This window comes from Pseudomonas sp. (genome assembly GCF_035497915.1).
In the GTDB taxonomy this organism is placed as follows: domain Bacteria; phylum Pseudomonadota; class Gammaproteobacteria; order Pseudomonadales; family Pseudomonadaceae; genus Serpens.
Genome location: NZ_DATJCS010000020.1, coordinates 24,366 through 40,959 on the forward strand (window position 1 = coordinate 24,366; position 16,594 = coordinate 40,959).

Genomic DNA, 16,594 nt, shown 5'->3' on the forward strand with positions numbered 1-16,594 from the left:
GTTTCCTCCCGTTCCATCGATAACCCTTCGAATAAAAAGGCCATTACGGCTTCGAATCTCAGGGAGTAGTTCGATGGGTTGGCAGGGTTTGGCGCTGCGCACGCGCCTGTTTGTGGTTTCCTCGCTGGTGCTGGTGCTGACAGTGGTGCTGGTGGTGGGCTTCCAGTCGTATCTGACCAGCCAGGATCAGCTGCGCCGGCTGCAGGAGCAGGAGCTGCCGGGGCGGATGCAGACCATCGCGGCAGGCATCCGCAGTCAGCTCACGCTGGCCATCAACGGTTCCGAGGCGCTGGCCAACAACGTGTTCATCCAGGACTGGGCGCGCGCCGGCGCGCCGCTGGATCGCCTGCCCGACATGCGCCGGGCCATGGACCATACCCTGAAGTCCCTGGGCGCCAACGCGGTGTTCATGGCGGTGCGCACTCCGGACGGCGGCGTGCGCTACCACCACCTGGAAGGCAGCAAGCTGCAATGGCGGCCGATGTCGGAAAGCAACGCCGATGACGGCTGGTATTTCGATTACCTCAAGCGCAACGCCGTCTACGAGCTGAACCTGGACACCAACTCGCTCGGTTCCCAGGGTTTGCAGATCTTCGTCAATTACCGCAGCGCGCAGACCGACGACCAGGGCCGTCCGCTGCTGGTGGCCGGTGGGGCGATGAACATGGAACAGCTGGCCAGCATGATCCGCAACTACCGCTTCGGCGACTCCGGCCAGGTGATGCTGGTGCAGCCCGGCGGGCTGGTGGACATCCACCCGGATGCCCGTCAGGCCGGCAACCTGAACCTCTCCGGCCAGGCGGCCTTCAAGGCGCTGATGGCCAACGACTGGGCGCCGGTGCGCGATCGCAAGCTGGTCATCGAGCAACTGGAGTTCGGCGGCCAGCCGACCTTCGCGGGCGCGCTGCACCTGCCGGATCTGCAGCGCTATCTGGTGGTCACCCAGCCGGTGCGCGAGACCGTCGCCGACATCACGGCCAACCGCCGCATCACCCTGGGGGTGGGCCTGGTGCTGCTGGTGCTGGGCCTGCTGGTGCTCTACCCGCTGGCCGGCCGCCTGACCCGGCCGCTGGGCGAGTTGCGCAACCAGCTCAAGCGCATCAGTGACAGCCTGCAACTGGACCAGCCGCTGCAGACCCGCGACCAGGCGGAGATCGGCGAGATGTGCGCCCAGCTCAACCAGTTTCTCGCGCGGCTGCGCGAGACCATCGGCGCGGTACGCCAGACCAGCGACGCGGTGCAGGGCATCACCAGCGAGCTGGAGGTGGGCGCGGTCCAGGCCACCCAGGCGTTCCACGATCAGCAGGCCACCCTGCGGGTGGTCAATCAGGATCTCGACCACCTGAGCCAAAACGTGCACAGCATCGCCGGCCTCGCGGGCGAGGCGGCGGTGTCGTCAGACCAGGGCAGCCGTCTGCTGGAGCAGGCCCATCGGCAGATCGACGCCAGCCACGCGGCGATCACCCGCCTGACCGGCGACATGCAGGCCAACATCGAGCAGCTGCAGGTGCTGCAGACCCATAGCGGCGAGATCACCCATGTGCTGGAGGTGATCCGCGGCATTTCCGAGCAGACCAACCTGCTGGCGCTCAACGCGGCCATCGAGGCGGCACGGGCCGGTGAACAGGGTCGTGGCTTCGCTGTGGTCGCCGACGAGGTGCGCGCCCTGGCGCAGCGCACGCAGAGCTCGACCACCGAGATCCAGCAGACCACCGACCTGCTGCGCCAGGCCTCCAACCAGATGGCCGAGCGTATCGCCGCAAGCGCGCAGAACACCGAGGAAGGCATGCAGCAGCTGGCCCAGGCGCGCAACGAGCTGGGGCAACTGCAGCAGGGCCTGCAGCGGGTGTTCCAGATGAACCGCTCGATCGCCGAGGCCACCGAGGAGCAGAACGCCTCCGTGGCCGACACCCATCGCAGCCTGCAATCGCTGGCCGACCAGGGGCAGCAGGCGGTGGTGATGGCCGAGCAGGCCACCGCCGCCACCAAGCGCCTGGCGGTGCTGATTCGCGAGCTGCATGCGCGCACGCAGCGGTTTCATTGCTGAAAGCACAGCGTAACTGAAGCCGCTCCACGGTCCGTGGGAGGGGCTTCAGCCGCGACGCTTTCGTGCGGGCCTGGGCCAGAAGATCGCGACTGAAGTCGCTCCTACAGGATCCGTGCAGCGGCTGCGCGCGGCCTGTAGGAGCGGCTTCAGCCGCGATCAGGGATGCACCGAAGCGACGCCCCGGCCGGCGCTCAGGCCAGGAAGTAGAACGCGCCGCAGATCACCACGCCCGAGTACAGCAGCATCATCAGGCAGTAGCCCATGATGTCGCGCGCGCCGAGGCCGACGATTCCGAGCAGCGGCAGTGCCCAGAACGGCTGGATCATGTTGGTCCAGGCGTCGCCCCAGGCGATGGCCATGGCGGTGACGGTGGGCGAGACGCCGAGGGCCTGCGCCGCCGGCAGCATGATCGGACCCTGCACCGCCCACTGGCCGCCGCCGGAGGGCACGAACACGTTGACCACGCCGGCGCTGAGGAAGGCCAGCAGCGGGAAGGTGTCCGCCGAGGACCAGGAGATGAACGCCTCGGTGATCTGCCGGCCGAGCGAGATGCCCTCGGCGTTGGCGCCCATCATCATGCCCATGATGCCGGCGTAGAACGGGAACAGCAGGACGATGCCGCCGATGCCGCGCACGCTCTCGTCCACCGCGCGCATGTAGCGCTCCGGGGTTCCGTGCAGCAGCAGGCCGCAGAACAGGAAGATGGCGATCACCACGTCCAGGCCGAGCACGAAGCCCTTGCTGCTGAAGTGGTTGAACAGGTAGACCGCCGCCAGGGCGACCAGCGCCAGGCCGAGGATGCGACTGTCGTCCAGGCGCTGTGCCGGGGTCTCCCGGGCCGGCTGTGCGGCGCGCGTTTCCACCAGCTTGGCCGGGTCGGCCACCTTGACGTCCCGACGCGGGTGCATGGCGCGGTTGAGCAGCGGCAGGCCGATCACCAGCAGGGCGACGATGGTCAGGTTCAGCGGGCTGAACAGGGTTTCGGTGATGCTCACCGGGCTGGTGAGCACGCCGGCGGTGATGCGCGCCAGATCCGGGCCGCCGCTGGCCATCGACAGCGGGATCGAGCCGGCGAGGCCGCCGTGCCAGACCAGGAAGCCGGAATAGGCCGAGGCCACCAGCAACGGATAGTCGACGCCCTGCACCTGGCGGGCCAGGGCGCGGGCGAACACCGCGCCGATCACCAGGCCGAAGCCCCAGTTGACCCAGCAGCCGACCAGCGCCACCAGGGTGACCATGATGATGGCCTGCCCGGGCGTGCGGGCCATGCCGGCCAGGCGGTCGAGCTGACGGTTGACGATGGGAGCGCTGGCCAGGGCATGGCCGGTGACGAAGATCAGCGCCATCTGCATGGCGAAGCCGAGCAGGGTCCAGAAGCCGCCGCTCCAGTGTTGCACCATGCGTGGCAGGGATTGGTCGGTGGAGAGCATGCCGGCGATCAGCACGGCAAGGGTGAGCAGTGCGGAGAATACGAAGGGTGAGGGCAGGTAGCGCTGCACCAGACCCACGCTCATGCGGGTGAGGGTGTTGAACATGAGTGACGCCTCTTTCTTATGTTTGTTGGGCTTTATCGGTCGGGCGCGGTAACGCCCAGGGGTGCGGCGCGGGTATGCCGCAGCCCGGCGGTCACGCCGGGCGCTTACAGGTCTCCTTTGGAAATCAGCGTTCGATGGCCAGCGCCACGCCCTGACCGCCGCCGATGCACAGCGTGGCCAGGCCCTTGCGGGCGTCGCGGCGCAGCATTTCGTGCAGCAGGCTGACCAGGATGCGGCAGCCGGAGGCGCCGATGGGATGGCCCAGGGCGATGGCGCCGCCGTTGACGTTGACCTTGTCGGCGTCCCAGCCGAGGGCCTGGCCGACGCACAGCGCCTGGGCGGCGAAGGCTTCGTTGGCTTCGATCAGGTCCAGGTCGGCCAGTTGCCAGCCGGCCTTCTCCAGGCAGCGGCGGGTGGCCGGCACCGGGGCGTAGCCCATGATCGCCGGGTCGACGCCGGCACTGGCATAGCCGGCGATGCGCGCCAGCACCGGCAGGTCGAGTTCGGCGGCCTTGGCGGCGCTCATCAGCAGCACGGCGGCGGCGCCGTCGTTGAGGCTGGAGGCGTTGCCAGCGGTGACGCTGCCGTCCTTCTTGAACGCCGGCTTGAGCCTGGCCAGCGACTCGGCGGTGGTGCCGGCACGCGGTTGCTCGTCGCGGGCGAACAGCAGCGGCTCGCCTTTCTTCTGCGGAATCGGCACCGGGGTGATCTCGGCGTCGAAGCGGCCGGCCTCGATGGCGGCGACCGCCTTCTGCTGCGAGGCGGCGGCGAAGGCGTCCTGGGCCTCGCGGCTCAGCTGGTACTTCGCCACCAGGTTCTCGGCGGTGATGCCCATGTGGTAGTCGTTGAAGGCGTCCCACAGGCCGTCGAGGATCATACTGTCCTGCAGCTGGGCATGGCCCATGCGCAGACCGGTGCGCGCCTTGGGCAGCACATAGGGCGCCTGGCTCATGTTTTCCATGCCGCCGGCGATCACCACCTCGGCGTCGCCGCAGCGGATCGCCTGGGCGGCCAGGTGCAGGGCCTTGAGGCCCGAGCCGCAGACCTTGTTGAGGGTCAGTGCCGGCACTTCGTGCGGCAGGCCGGCCTTGAGGGCGGCCTGGCGGGCGGGGTTCTGGCCGGCGCCGGCGGTGAGCACATGGCCGAGGATCACTTCGTCGACCTGGGCCGGGTCGAGGCGGGTCTGCTCCAGCAGACGGCGGATGACCAGGGCGCCGAGTTCCGGGGCGGGAATCTCGGCGAGGCTGCCCTGGAAGGTGCCGATGGCGGTACGGGTGGCGGCGACAATGACAACGTCTTGCATGGGAACTCCTGACATGCGTCGGGCCGCGCCGAAGATCGGCATGGCCCGGTTGATGGCTAGAACTGCATTTCCGGAACCTGCTCCGGCACGATCAGCTTGCCGGCGGTCTTGGCGACGATTTCCTCGACGCTCACCCCCGGCGCGCGCTCGCGCAGGATGAAGGCGCCGTTGTCGATCTCCAGCCAGGCCAGGTCGGTGAGCACGGTGCGGATGCAGCCGGCGCCGGTCAGCGGCAGGCTGCAGCGGTCCAGCAGCTTGGATTCGCCGTCCTTGGAGGCGTGGGTCATCACCACGATGATGTTCTCGGCGCCGGCTACCAGGTCCATGGCGCCACCCATGCCCTTGACCAGCTTGCCGGGGATCATCCAGGAGGCGATGTTGCCCTGCACATCCACCTCGAAGGCGCCGAGCACGGTCAGGTCGACGTGGCCGCCACGGATCATGGCGAAGGAGTCGGCGGAGTCGAAGATCGCCGCGCCGGGCAGGGCGGTGACCGTCTGCTTGCCGGCGTTGATCATGTCGGCGTCCAGCTCGGCTTCGGTGGGGAACGGGCCCATGCCGAGCAGGCCGTTCTCCGACTGCAGCAGCACCTGCATGCCCTCGGGCACGTAGTTGGCCACCAGGGTGGGGATGCCGATGCCGAGGTTCACGTAGTAGCCGTCGCGCAGTTCGCGCGCCACACGCTGGGCCATCTGTTCGCGGGTCAGTGCCATGGCGATTTCTCCTCTCAGCCGCGCAGCGTGCGTTTTTCGATGCGTTTTTCGAAGGTGCCCTGGATCAGGCGGTCCACGTAGATGCCGGGGGTGTGGATCTGCGTCGGGTCCAGCTCGCCGGGGGCGACGATTTCCTCCACTTCCACCACGGTGATACGCCCGGCCATGGCCGCCAGCGGGTTGAAGTTCTGCGCGGTGTGGCGGTAGATCACGTTGCCGTAGTGGTCGGCCTTCCAGCCCTTGACGATGGCGAAGTCGCCCTTGATGGCGCGTTCGAGGATGTAGTGACGGCCGTCGAACACGCGCACTTCCTTGCCGTCGGCGACCGGGGTGCCGTAGCCGGTGGCGGTGAAAAATGCGGGGATGCCGGCGCCGCCGGCGCGCAGCTTCTCGGCCAGGGTGCCTTGCGGGGTGAGTTCCACTTCCAGTTCGCCGCTGAGCAGTTGCTGCTCGAACAGCGCGTTCTCGCCGACGTAGGAGGCGATCATCTTGCGGATCTGCCGGTCTTCCAGCAGCACGCCGAGGCCGAAGCCGTCCACGCCGCAGTTGTTGGAGACCACGGTGAGGTCGCGCACGCCACGGCGGCGGATCTCGGCGATCAGATTCTCGGGGATGCCACACAGACCGAAGCCGCCGGCCAGTACGGTCATGCCGTCCTGCAGGCCGTCGAGGGCTTCCGCGTAGCTGCCTACGCGCTTGTCGAGTCCACTCATTCTTGGGTGCCTCTTGTTGTTGTTGGGAGGGCAGGGGCACTGCCAGGCGTGCGCCCAAGCTTCGGTGCTGGGGTGTTATTTGTTAAGTTTGTTTTTCCTCGCCATTGATCAGGAAAATAAAACAATGACCGTCAAGCAGCTGCGCGCCTTCCTCGCTGTGGCGCAGACCCTGAGCTTCGCCCAGGCCTGCGAACGGCTGCACCTGTCGCAACCGGCGCTGAGCCTGGCGATCAAGAACCTGGAGCAATCCCTGGGCGGCCAACTGCTGGTGCGCACCACGCGCAGTGTGGCACTCACGCCGGAGGGCGAGACGCTGCTGCCCATCGCCACGCGCCTGCTGGCCGACTGGGACAACGCCGAGGACCTGCTGCGCCAGCACTTCACCCTGCAGCTCGGCCGCGTGGCGCTGGCGGCCATGCCGTCGTTCGCCGGCAATCGGCTGCCGGCAGCCCTGAAGACTTTTCGTGACGCCCACCCGCGCGTGGGGGTGACGGTGCACGACGTGATCAACGAGCAGGTGCTGGAGATGGTGCGCGACCGCCGCGTGGAGCTGGGCATCGCCTTCGAACCGGCGACCCTCGATGGCCTGCAGTTCACACCCTTATATGACGACCGCTTTGTCGCCATGGTGCCGGCGCACAGTCCGCTGGCCGGGCTGAAGCGGCTGAGCTGGGCGCAGCTGCTCGGCGAGCCGTTCATTACCCTGCAGCGGCCCTCGGCGGTGCGCCTGCTGCTGGAGGACAGCATCGGCGCCCGCCACGGCAAGCTGCCGGTGGCCTTCGAGAGCCATCAGCTGGTGACGGTCGGGCGCATGGTCGCCGAAGGCCTCGGCGTGAGCGCGGTGCCCAGCCTGTGCCGGGGGCAGATGGAAGATCTGGGCGCGCGCTGTCTGCCGCTGGACGAACCGCAGGTCACTCGCCGCATCGGCCTGCTGCACCTGGCCGGGCACCAGCTTTCCAAGGCCGCGCTGGCGCTCAGCGACACCCTGATCCGCCAGGCCACAGGCCCGGCGTAGGGCTGGAGTTATGGGACCATCGAGCGGCTCGGAACCTGTGGGAGCGAATTCATTCGCGAGCTTTTATCGCACCCGCGCCGGCGCATCCCCGGCCACGTAATACGCGGCGCTGCTGCGCGGCAGCGGCGCGCGGCCACGGATGCGGTCGGCGATCTTCTCCGCCAGCATGATGGTGGTGGCGTTGAGGTTGCCGGTGATGATGCGCGGCATCAGCGAGGCATCCACCACGCGCAAACCCTGCAAACCGTGCACGCGCCCCTGGCCATCGACAACCGCGCCTTGGTCCTGGCCCATGCGGCAGGTGCCGCAGGGGTGGAAGGCGGTTTCCGCCCGGGCGCGCACGAAGGCGTCCAGTTCGGCATCGCTCTTGAGGTCCACGCCGGGGCTCAGTTCGCGGCCCCGGAAGGCATCCAGCGCGGGCTGGGCAATGATTTCCCGGGTCAGGCGGATGGCGTCGCGAAACTCCTGCCAGTCCTGTGCGTGGCTCATGTAGTTGAACAGCAGGCTCGGATGCTGGCGCGGGTCGCGGGACAGAGCGCGTACCCGGCCGCGGCTCGGCGAGCGCATGGAGCCGACGTGGGCCTGGAAGCCGTGTTCCTTCACCGCGTTGCTGCCGTTGTAGTTGATGGCCACCGGCAGGAAGTGGAACTGGATGTTCGGCCAGGCAAAGGATTCGTCGGTGCGGATGAAGCCGCCGGCCTCGAACTGGTTGCTGGCGCCGATGCCGCTGCCGGCGAACAGCCACTGGGCGCCGATGGCCGGCTGGTTCCACCATTGCAGCGCCGGGTACAGCGACACCGGCTGCTTGCAGGCGTATTGCAGGTACATCTCCAGGTGGTCCTGCAGGTTCTCGCCGACGCCGGGCAGATCGAGTACCACCGGCACGTCCAGCTCGCGCAGCAGCGGCGCCGGGCCGACGCCGGAACGCTGCAGGATCTGCGGCGAGGCAATCGCCCCGGCGCACAGCAGCACCTCGCGTCGCGCACGGGCCGTTTCCGGCTGGCTGGAATTGCCGCGCAGGTAGGCCACGCCGCTGGCGCGCCGGCCGTCGAACAGGATGCGCTCGGTGAGGGCGTGGGTGCGGATGGTCAGGTTCGGCCGCTGGCGGGCCTGGTCCAGGTAGCCGCGCGCGGTGCTGGCGCGCCGGCCGTTGGGCGTCACGGTGCGGTCCATCGGCCCGAAGCCTTCCTGGCGGTAGCCGTTGAGGTCGTCGGTGCGCGCGTAGCCGGCCTGCTCGCCGGCTTCCACCATGGCGTGGAACAGCGGGTTGTTGCCGGCCTTGGGCGTGCACACCGACACCGGGCCGCTGTCGCCGTGGTAGTCGTTGGCGCCGCTATCGCGGGTTTCCGCCTTGCGAAAGTAGGGCAGGCAGTCCAGGTAGCTCCAGTCCTCCAGGCCCGGTTCCCGGGCCCAGTGGTCGAAGTCCAGGGCGTTGCCGCGGATGTAGCACATGCCGTTGATCAGCGAGGAGCCGCCCAGGCCCTTGCCGCGCCCGCATTCCATTCGGCGGTGGTTCATGTGCGGCTCCGGGTCGGTCTCGTAGGCCCAGTTGTAGCGCCGGCCCTGCAGCGGGTAGGCGAGGGCGGCGGGCATCTGGGTGCGGAAGTCCAGGCGATGGTCCGGACCGCCGGCTTCCAGCAGCAGCACGCTGACCTCGGGGTCTTCGGTCAGGCGCGTGGCCAGCACGTTACCGGCCGAACCGGCGCCGATGATGATGTAGTCGAATTCCATGGGGACTGCCTTTCCTCGAGACGGTGGCCATGGCGTTGCCATGACCACCCTACGGTGAAGTGGTTGCGCGGGCCGCGGTCGGCGTTTTTCCGGCCGCCGGCGACGGCTTGCACGGGCCCGGTAGGAGCGGCTTCAGCCGCGAGCTTTGGGTGGTTGCATAAAAAGAGCATCGCGGCTGAAGCCGCTCCTACAAAGGCCCGCGGTGGCTCAGCAGAACGGCGAGACGAACTCGCCCAGCTCCACCTGCACCGACTTGATGCGTGTGTAATGGGCCAGCGCGGCCAGGCCGTTCTCGCGGCCGATGCCGGAGTGCTTGTAGCCGCCCACCGGCATCTGCGCCGGGGATTCGCCCCAGGTGTTGATCCAGCAGATGCCCGCCTCCAGGCGGTGGATCAGCCGATGCGCGCGGGCCAGGTCGGGGGTCACCACGCCGGCGGCCAGGCCGTAGTCGGTGGCGTTGGCGCGGCGGACGGCTTCGTCTTCGCTCTCATAGCCGAGCACGCACATCACCGGGCCGAAGATCTCCTCGCGCACGATGCGCATGTCGTCGCGGCAGGCACTGAAGATGGTTGGCGCCACGTAGGCGCCCTCGGCGAAGGCGCCTTCGCGCACCCGGCCGCCACCGACCAGCACGCGCGCACCTTCGTTCACGCCGCTGTTGATGTGCTCAAGCACGCGCTCCATGTGCGCGAAGCTGACCAGCGGGCCGAAGCGGGTGGCCGGGTCCAGAGGATCGCCGGGCTGGATGCGCAGGGTGCGCTCCAGCAGCTTTTCCTCGAACGCGCCCTGCAGGTCGCTCGGCACGAACACCCGGGTGCCGTTGGTGCACACCTGGCCGCTACTGAAGAAGTTGGCGGCGATGGCGATATCGGCGGCGCGGTCCAGGTCGGCGTCGGCGCAGACGATCAGCGGCGACTTGCCGCCCAGCTCCAGGGTCGTTTCCTTGAGCGTGGCGCCGGCGCTGGCCGCCACCTTGCGGCCGGTGACGGTGCCGCCGGTGAAGGACACCTTGGCTATGCCCGGGTGCTCCACCAGCCACTGGCCGACCTCGGCGCCGCTGCCGTTGAGCACGTTGAACACGCCGTCGGGCAGGCCGGCCTCGGTGTAGATCTCGGCCAGCTTCAGCGCGGAGAGCGGGGTGACTTCGCTGGGCTTGAAGATCATCGCGTTGCCGGCGGCCAGGGCCGGGGCGGACTTCCACAGGGCGATCTGGATCGGGTAGTTCCAGGCGCCGATGCCGGCCACCACGCCCAGCGGCTCGCGGCGGGTGTAGGCGAAGGCCGTCTCGCGTAGCGGGATCTGTTCGCCTTCGATGGCCGGGATCAGTCCGGCGTAGTACTCCAGCACGTCGGCGCCGGTGACGATGTCCACGCTCCGGGTTTCCGACAGCGGCTTGCCGGTGTCGAGGGTTTCCAGCAGCGCCAGTTCATCGTTGCGCTCGCGCAGGATGTCCACGGCGCGGCGCAGGATGCGGGCGCGCTCGAAGGGGCCCATGGCCGCCCAGGCCTGCTGGCCCTGGCGGGCGCTGGCCACGGCGTGCTCGACGTCGTCGCGGCCGGCGCTGTGCACCCGGGCCAGGACGTCGCCATTGGCCGGGTTGATGGAGTCGAAGAGGGTGCCGGAGGTCGCCGCGACCGGGCGGCCGGCGATGTAAAGCAGTTGTTCGCCGAAGCGGGGCATGGGGTGTCCTCGGTGTCGGTGTAGAGATGTGGGGCGTGTTCCCCCTCTCCCCGGCCCTCTCCCGCAAGGGGAGAGGGGGTAATTCGTGCGGAGCTGAAATAAGGTGCTCAGGCCAGCTCCGTTTTTCCTGCAAGGGAAGCGGGAAAAATCAGTGCCCGGCCGATGCGCAGAAGGCTGAGGTCTGCACAGACAGCTCCCTCTCCCCTTGCGGGAGAGGGGTTAGGGGAGAGGGGGGCGATCAGTCAGGCAATCACAACCACTGCGCCACGCGCTCCGGGTTCTGCTCCACCCAGGCGCGGGCGGCATCGGCGGGCTTGGCGCCGTCGCGGATGGCCAGCATCACCGCGCCGATTTCCTTGTCCTGCCAGGCGAACTTCTTCAGGAAGGCGGCCGCTTCGGGGGCCTTGGCGTGCAGGCCGGGATTGACCACGTTGTGCACCTGCTCGGCGTCGCCGAACACCTGCTTGGGGTCCTCCAGGAAGCGCAGTTCCCACTTGGCGGTCATCCAGTGCGGAATCCAGCCGGTGACCACGATCGGCTTGTTGGCCTGTACGGCGCGGGCCAGGGCCACGGTCATCGCCGGGCCGGAGCTGGCCATCAGGTTCAGGTCCAGGTCGTAGGCCTTGATGGCGTCTTCGGTGCGGCGCATCACGCCGGCGCCGGCGTCGATGCCGGTGATCTGGCCGCGCAGGTCCTTCTTCAGGCTGTTCAGGTCGGCGATGGACTTCGCTTCGACATAGGTGGGCACCAGCAGGCCGATGCGCGCGCCGCTGTAGTTGACGCCCAGCAGCTCCACCTTGTTCTTCAGGCGGGCGTAGTACTCGCCATGGGTGGCCGGCAGCCAGGCGGAAAGGGTGGCGTCCAGGTCGCCGCGCGCCACGCCCTGCCACATGATGGCGGCTTCCACCGCCTTGAGTTCCACCGGGTAGCCGAGCTTGCTGCGCAGCACTTCGGCCGCCACATGGCTGGTGGCGACGCTGTCGTCCCAGCCGTTCACGTAGCCGAGGTTCAGGGTGGGCTTGTCGGCGGCGTGTGCGCCGCTGGCCAGGCCGAGGGCCAGGGCGGCGGTGTAGAGGATTTTTTTGAACATGCGAAGTCTCCTTGTCGACGGTCTTACAGACCGATGTGCCGGCGCACGGCGCTGAGGCCGTCGTCGCCGCTGAAGGTGGTGACACCGTCGAGCCAGCGCTCGAGGACGGCCGGGTTGGCCTTCAGCCAGGTCCTGGCCACCACTTGCGGGTCCTGCTTGTCGAGCACCTTTTCCATCAGCTGGCTTTCGATCTCGACGCTGAACTGCAGGTTGTTGAGCAGGCGGCCCATGTTCGGGCAGCGCGTCTCGTAGTCGCTCGGTACGGCGGTGTAGACCTTGGCGGCGCCGAAGTCGGGACCGAACACCGCGTCACCGCCGTCCAGGTAGGTGATGTCGAACTGGGTGTTCATCGGATGCGGCGCCCAGCCGAGGAACACCACCGGCTTCTTCTGGCGGATGGCGCGCTGCACCTGCACCAGCATGCCGGCCTCGCTGGACTCCACCATGCGGAAGCCGCCCAGCTCGTACTGGTTGGCGTCGATCATCTGCTGGATCAGCAGGTTGCCGTCGTTGCCCGGCTCGATGCCGTAGATACGGCCGCCCAGCGCGTCCTTGAAGCGGGCGATGTCCTGGAAGCTCTTCAGCCCGGCCTCGGCGGCGTAGCTGGGCACCGCCAGGGTGTACTTGGCGCCATCCAGATTGGGCGTGGGCAGTACCTTGATGCCGTCGTTCTTCAGGAACGGCTCGACGATGCTGTCCATCGACGGCGCCCAGTAGCCAAGAAAGGCGTCGATCTGGCCATTCTTCACGCCGGTGAAGGCGATCGGCACCGAGGCCATCACCTTGCGGGGCTTGTAGCCCAGGCCCTCGCTGAGGGTCATGGCCACGCCGGTGGTGGCGGCGATGTCGGCCCAGCCGATTTCGGCGAAGCGTACCGGCTGGCAGCTGGCCGGCTCGGCGGCCAGGGCGGGCTGGGCAAGGGCGGCGCACAGCAGGGCGGCGCCGCTCAGGGTGAGGCGTGCGTTCATGACGGATCCTGTGTCGTGGAGCGGGAGGTGAACAAGCGGTCGAACCAGGCGCGCAACGCGCCGTGCGCCGGACGCGGGGTGCCGAAGCTTTCGGTGATGCGGTCGAGGATGATCGCCAGCAGCACCACGGCCATGCCGCTTTCGAAGCCCAGGCCGATGTCCAGGCGCTGGATGCTGGCCAGCACGTCGTTGCCCAGGCCGCCGGCGCCGACCATCGAGGCGATGATCACCATCGACAGCGCCATCATGATGGTCTGGTTGACCCCGGCCATGATCGACGGCAGCGCGTTGGGCAGCTGCACCTTGAACAGCAGCTGGCGGCGGTTGCAGCCGAAGGCCTGGCCGGCTTCCACCAGTTCGCGGTTGACCTGGCGGATGCCCAGGTTGGTCAGGCGCACCGCCGGCGGCATGGCGAAGATCACCGTGGCGAGGATGCCCGGCACGCGGCCCAGGCCGAACAGCATGGCGGCGGGAATCAGGTAGACGAACGCCGGCATGGTCTGCATGAAGTCGAGCACCGGCCGGATGATCGCGGCCACGCGGTCGCTGCGCGCCGCCCAGATGCCCAGCGGCACGCCGAGCAGCAGGCTGATCAGCGTCGCCGAGAAGGTCAGCCCGAGGGTGACCAGGGTCTGTTCCCAGAAGCCGGTCAGCAGGATCAGCGCGAAGGCCACGGCGGTGAACAGCGCGAAGCGCACGCCGATGCGCCACAGGCCCAGGCCTGCAATCAGGGCGATCAGCAGCCAGGCGGGCGGCAACATCAGCAGCGCCTCGATGCCTTCGGAGAAACCGGCGACCACCTGGCCGGCGCTGTCGAAGGCGCCGCCATGGTTGTCCAGCAGGTTCTGCACGCCGTCGTTGATCCAGCTGCCGAGGTCGAGGGTCTTGTCGCTCATGCCTGGCCCCCCTTGAGCTGGGTGAGCACGGCGGTCTTGCTGATGGCGCCGCAGTAGTTGCCGTCCTCATCGACCACCGGCACCGGGCCGGGGCTTTCCACCAGGCGTTCGATCACCTGCTCCAGCGAGGCGCCGGCGGCCATGGGCTCGACGCTTTCCAGCGATTCGCTGTGCACGCGCGCGCCCTGGTCTTCCTCGACCAGTTGGGCGGCCTGTTCGCGGCTGATCATGCCGCGCAGGTTGTTGTCCTCGTCGATGACGATGCCGAACGCCTTGTTCTGCTCCTCCAGCGTGCGGCACACGGTGGATGCCCGCGGCGCCTTGCCGTTGTGCACGAACATCGGCACGTCGTCGCTGGTCAGCTGGCCGGCGGTCAGGTAGCGGCTGGTGTCCACGGCATCGAAGAAGTTCCGCACATAGTCGTTGACCGGGTTGTCGATCAGTTCCTGCGGCGTGCCGACCTGGATCAGTCGGCCGCCTTCCATGATCCCGATGCGCGAGCCGATGCGCAGGGCTTCTTCGATATCGTGGGACACGAACAGGATGGTGCGCCGGTGCTGGCGCTGCAGTTCCAGCAGCACGTCCTGCATCTCGCGGCGCTTGAGCGGATCGAGGGCGGAGAAGGCCTCGTCCATGATGATCAGCGAAGGGTCCACGGCCAGCGCGCGGGCCAGGCCGACGCGCTGCTGCATGCCGCCGGACAGCTCGTGGGGGAACTTGTCGGCGAAGGGGGCCAGGCCGACCTGTTCGAGCACCGCCATGGCGCGGGCTTCCCGCTCGGCGCGGGCCACGCCGGCGACTTCCAGGCCGAAGGCGGCGTTGTCCAGCACGCTGCGCCCGGGCATCAGCGCGAAGGACTGGAACACCATGCTCATGTCGCGGCGGCGCAGTTCGATCAGTTGCGCCTCGGGCAGGGTGGCGATGTCCTGGCCGTCGATGAACACGGCACCGGCGCTGGGTTCGACCAGCCGGTTGACGAGGCGGATCAGGGTCGACTTGCCCGAGCCGGAGAGACCCATGAGCACGAAGATCTCGCCTTCCTGGACACTGAACGAGACGTCGCAGACGCCGATCACGTTGCCGGTGTCGGCCAGGATACGGTCCTTGTCATGGCCCTGTTCGAGGAGGCGGATGGCCTGTTGTGGGTCGGGGCCAAACACCTTGTAGAGGTGCTCGACGACGATTTTTCCATGCGACATGGAAAGGCTCCTTTGGCTATCTCCCCTCATCCACGGCCTGGCGCACGGCCATGGACGGTCGCCGGAACGCGGCATAGGCCGGCCCGCTGGCGGGGGCGTGATGAATGGGGCTGGCAGGGCGAGTACGCGACAAGACCCGGCCCATGCGGAACTTCCGGCCGCGTCGCACAACTGTGCCAGTCCCCTCGAAATGTGCGGTTTCAATGTTTCTTGCCATGTTCGAATGTTCTTCGATTCGGGCAGAACGAAATGAAAACGTCAGGCGTCATTAATTCTTGAATAACTTGACGCGCTATTCTCGCGATCAGGGTCCGCTCGCTTGGGGCTGAATACTTCACCCTGTGCAAACAGTGTGAATGGACCTCGATCCGATCGAGCTGCGAAACCTTAACAGAAGGGTTGGGGGTCGGGTCAACCCTTGGAAGCCGCGCCGGGCGTGGTTCTAGCTCGCATACTCCCCCTGGAGGCCAGGTATCACGGGGGCTTCGGGAAAGTCGAAAAAGTTCAGAAAAAATCGTGGGCGGGGCAACTTGCGCGCCGTTCTGGAGTGAATCTGGCGAGAGGGAGGGGCGGGTTCCGGTGGATTTTTTGTCTTCGGAGAGATCGTGCGGGGAAGTTGCGGTTTGGAGAGGATTTGGGAGTTTACAGCCTTATTCAAGGCGCAACTTACATGCGCTGGAAGACTATTCTGCGCGAGTAAATTAATTCAATTGCAGGTCGGTCGGTGCAGTTGCGGCTGCTGTGTGCACACCGCCTCGGCGGCCAGGAAAAACGCTGACCGCTCTACGATGGCGGGCACCCCTTGCATGACCCGCCATTGCGCACGGTGCCCTGGATTGCCCGCTTCAGGCCCGGCTCAGCCAGCCCATCACCAGGCGGTTCATCCAGGCCGGGGCCAGTTGGCCGCTCAGGTACAGCAGGCGGAACTGCCAGCCCACCGGGCGGTGCACGGTCGGGCCATGGGCCTGTTGCCAGGCGGCCTGGGCGATCTGTTCGGCATTCAGCTTCACGCTCAGGCGGCGCATCACCGGCGGGGTGACGCGCTGGCTGGCGACCATCGGCGTGGCCACGAACAGCGGCATCAGGTCGCCGACGCGAATGCCGTGCCCGCGCCATTCCAGCTCCAGCGCCTCGGTCAGGCCGCGCACCGCGAACTTGCTGGCCGAGTAGCTGGCCATGCTGGGCACGCCGTATTGCGCCGAGGCCGAGCTCATGTTGATCACCTGGGCGTTGGCGGTGCGCTTCAGATAGGGGAAGGCGGCATGGCACAGGTTCAGCAGCCCGAGCACGTTGATGTTCAGCGTGCGGGTGTGTTCTTCCAGGGCCAGCTCGGCGAACGGCCCGCAGCGCAGGATGCCGGCGCCGTTGAACAGCAGGCGCAACTGGCCGTCATGATCGGCGCAGAACGCCGCCAGGGCCTCGCGCACCGCATCGGCATCGGTGACATCCAGCACCCGGTGCCAGGCGCCGCCCAGTTCCTCGGCCAGCGCGGTGAGTGCGCCGCGGTCGATGTCCAGCAGGCCGACGCTCCAGCCCTGGCGATGAAACAGTCGCGCGGTGGCGGCGCCGATGCCCGACGCCGCGCCGGTGATCAGGATGTTGTGCATGTTGGCGGTCCTTTCTTGTTGTTATGGGCAAGGGCGTTCTGTAGGAGCGGCTTCAGCCGCGATGCTCTGTCGTAGCCCATCGCGGCTGAGCCGCTCC

12 protein-coding genes and 2 pseudogenes are annotated in these 16,594 nt (G+C 67.7%); 3 read left to right on the top strand and 11 right to left on the bottom strand.

Annotation, left to right across the window (positions count from 1 at the left end; translation table 11 throughout):
• Positions 1–817 precede the first annotated feature (817 nt).
• Together VL129_RS17150 and VL129_RS17155 are read left to right on the top strand one after the other, a co-directional pair.
• A pseudogene (locus VL129_RS17150) lies at positions 818–1,192 on the top strand (HAMP domain-containing protein); the annotation flags it as partial.
• 345 nt (positions 1,193–1,537) lie between these two features.
• A pseudogene (locus VL129_RS17155) lies at positions 1,538–2,047 on the top strand (methyl-accepting chemotaxis protein); the annotation flags it as partial.
• 191 nt (positions 2,048–2,238) lie between these two features.
• Here VL129_RS17155 and VL129_RS07000 read toward each other — a convergent pair.
• The 4 genes from VL129_RS07000 to VL129_RS07015 all read right to left on the bottom strand — a co-directional run bounded on the left by VL129_RS07000 (position 2,239) and on the right by VL129_RS07015 (position 6,311).
• Entirely contained in the window at positions 2,239–3,582 is a 1,344-nt protein-coding gene (locus VL129_RS07000) for a short-chain fatty acid transporter (RefSeq protein ID WP_325411470.1), read from the bottom strand.
• A gap of 124 nt (positions 3,583–3,706) precedes the next feature.
• Entirely contained in the window at positions 3,707–4,885 is a 1,179-nt protein-coding gene (locus VL129_RS07005) for an acetyl-CoA C-acetyltransferase (RefSeq protein ID WP_325411472.1), read from the bottom strand.
• Between the two features lie 56 nt (positions 4,886–4,941).
• Positions 4,942–5,598: a CoA transferase subunit B gene (locus tag VL129_RS07010; protein ID WP_325411474.1), complete on the bottom strand. Its 657-nt coding sequence runs from the start codon at positions 5,596–5,598 to the stop codon at positions 4,942–4,944.
• Between the two features lie 14 nt (positions 5,599–5,612).
• The gene (locus VL129_RS07015; protein ID WP_325411476.1) at positions 5,613–6,311 is read right to left on the bottom strand and encodes a CoA transferase subunit A; all 699 of its coding nucleotides are present in this window, start codon (positions 6,309–6,311) and stop codon (positions 5,613–5,615) included.
• A gap of 124 nt (positions 6,312–6,435) precedes the next feature.
• On the opposite strand from VL129_RS07015, the gene VL129_RS07020 reads away from it, so the two are divergent.
• Positions 6,436–7,326 (top strand): LysR family transcriptional regulator, encoded by an 891-nt coding sequence (locus VL129_RS07020; protein ID WP_325411478.1) that lies wholly within the window; start codon positions 6,436–6,438, stop codon positions 7,324–7,326.
• 63 nt (positions 7,327–7,389) lie between these two features.
• On the opposite strand, the gene betA is transcribed toward VL129_RS07020, so the two are convergent.
• From betA to VL129_RS07055, 7 genes are all read right to left on the bottom strand, one after another.
• Positions 7,390–9,057, bottom strand: a complete 1,668-nt coding sequence (gene betA, locus VL129_RS07025; RefSeq protein WP_414705154.1) for a choline dehydrogenase — start codon at positions 9,055–9,057, stop codon at positions 7,390–7,392.
• A gap of 207 nt (positions 9,058–9,264) precedes the next feature.
• Positions 9,265–10,737 carry a betaine-aldehyde dehydrogenase gene (gene betB / locus VL129_RS07030; protein WP_325411482.1) on the bottom strand — a complete coding sequence of 491 codons (1,473 nt, stop codon included), beginning with the start codon at positions 10,735–10,737 and terminating at the stop codon, positions 9,265–9,267.
• Between the two features lie 250 nt (positions 10,738–10,987).
• Positions 10,988–11,827: a glycine betaine ABC transporter substrate-binding protein gene (locus VL129_RS07035; RefSeq protein WP_325411484.1), complete on the bottom strand. Its 840-nt coding sequence runs from the start codon at positions 11,825–11,827 to the stop codon at positions 10,988–10,990.
• A gap of 23 nt (positions 11,828–11,850) precedes the next feature.
• A complete protein-coding gene (locus VL129_RS07040; protein WP_325411486.1) occupies positions 11,851–12,795 on the bottom strand; it encodes a choline ABC transporter substrate-binding protein in 945 nt (314 codons plus the stop codon).
• On the bottom strand, positions 12,792–13,691 hold the full coding sequence (locus tag VL129_RS07045; RefSeq protein WP_325411488.1) for an ABC transporter permease: 900 nt from the start codon (positions 13,689–13,691) through the stop codon (positions 12,792–12,794). The genes VL129_RS07040 and VL129_RS07045 overlap by 4 nt, the downstream gene beginning before the upstream one ends.
• Positions 13,688–14,890, bottom strand: a complete 1,203-nt coding sequence (locus VL129_RS07050) for a quaternary amine ABC transporter ATP-binding protein (protein ID WP_325411490.1) — start codon at positions 14,888–14,890, stop codon at positions 13,688–13,690. Before VL129_RS07050 ends, VL129_RS07045 begins: the two co-directional genes overlap by 4 nt.
• A gap of 845 nt (positions 14,891–15,735) precedes the next feature.
• Positions 15,736–16,497, bottom strand: a complete 762-nt coding sequence (locus VL129_RS07055) for an SDR family oxidoreductase (RefSeq protein WP_325411492.1) — start codon at positions 16,495–16,497, stop codon at positions 15,736–15,738.
• Positions 16,498–16,594: the final 97 nt, after the last annotated feature.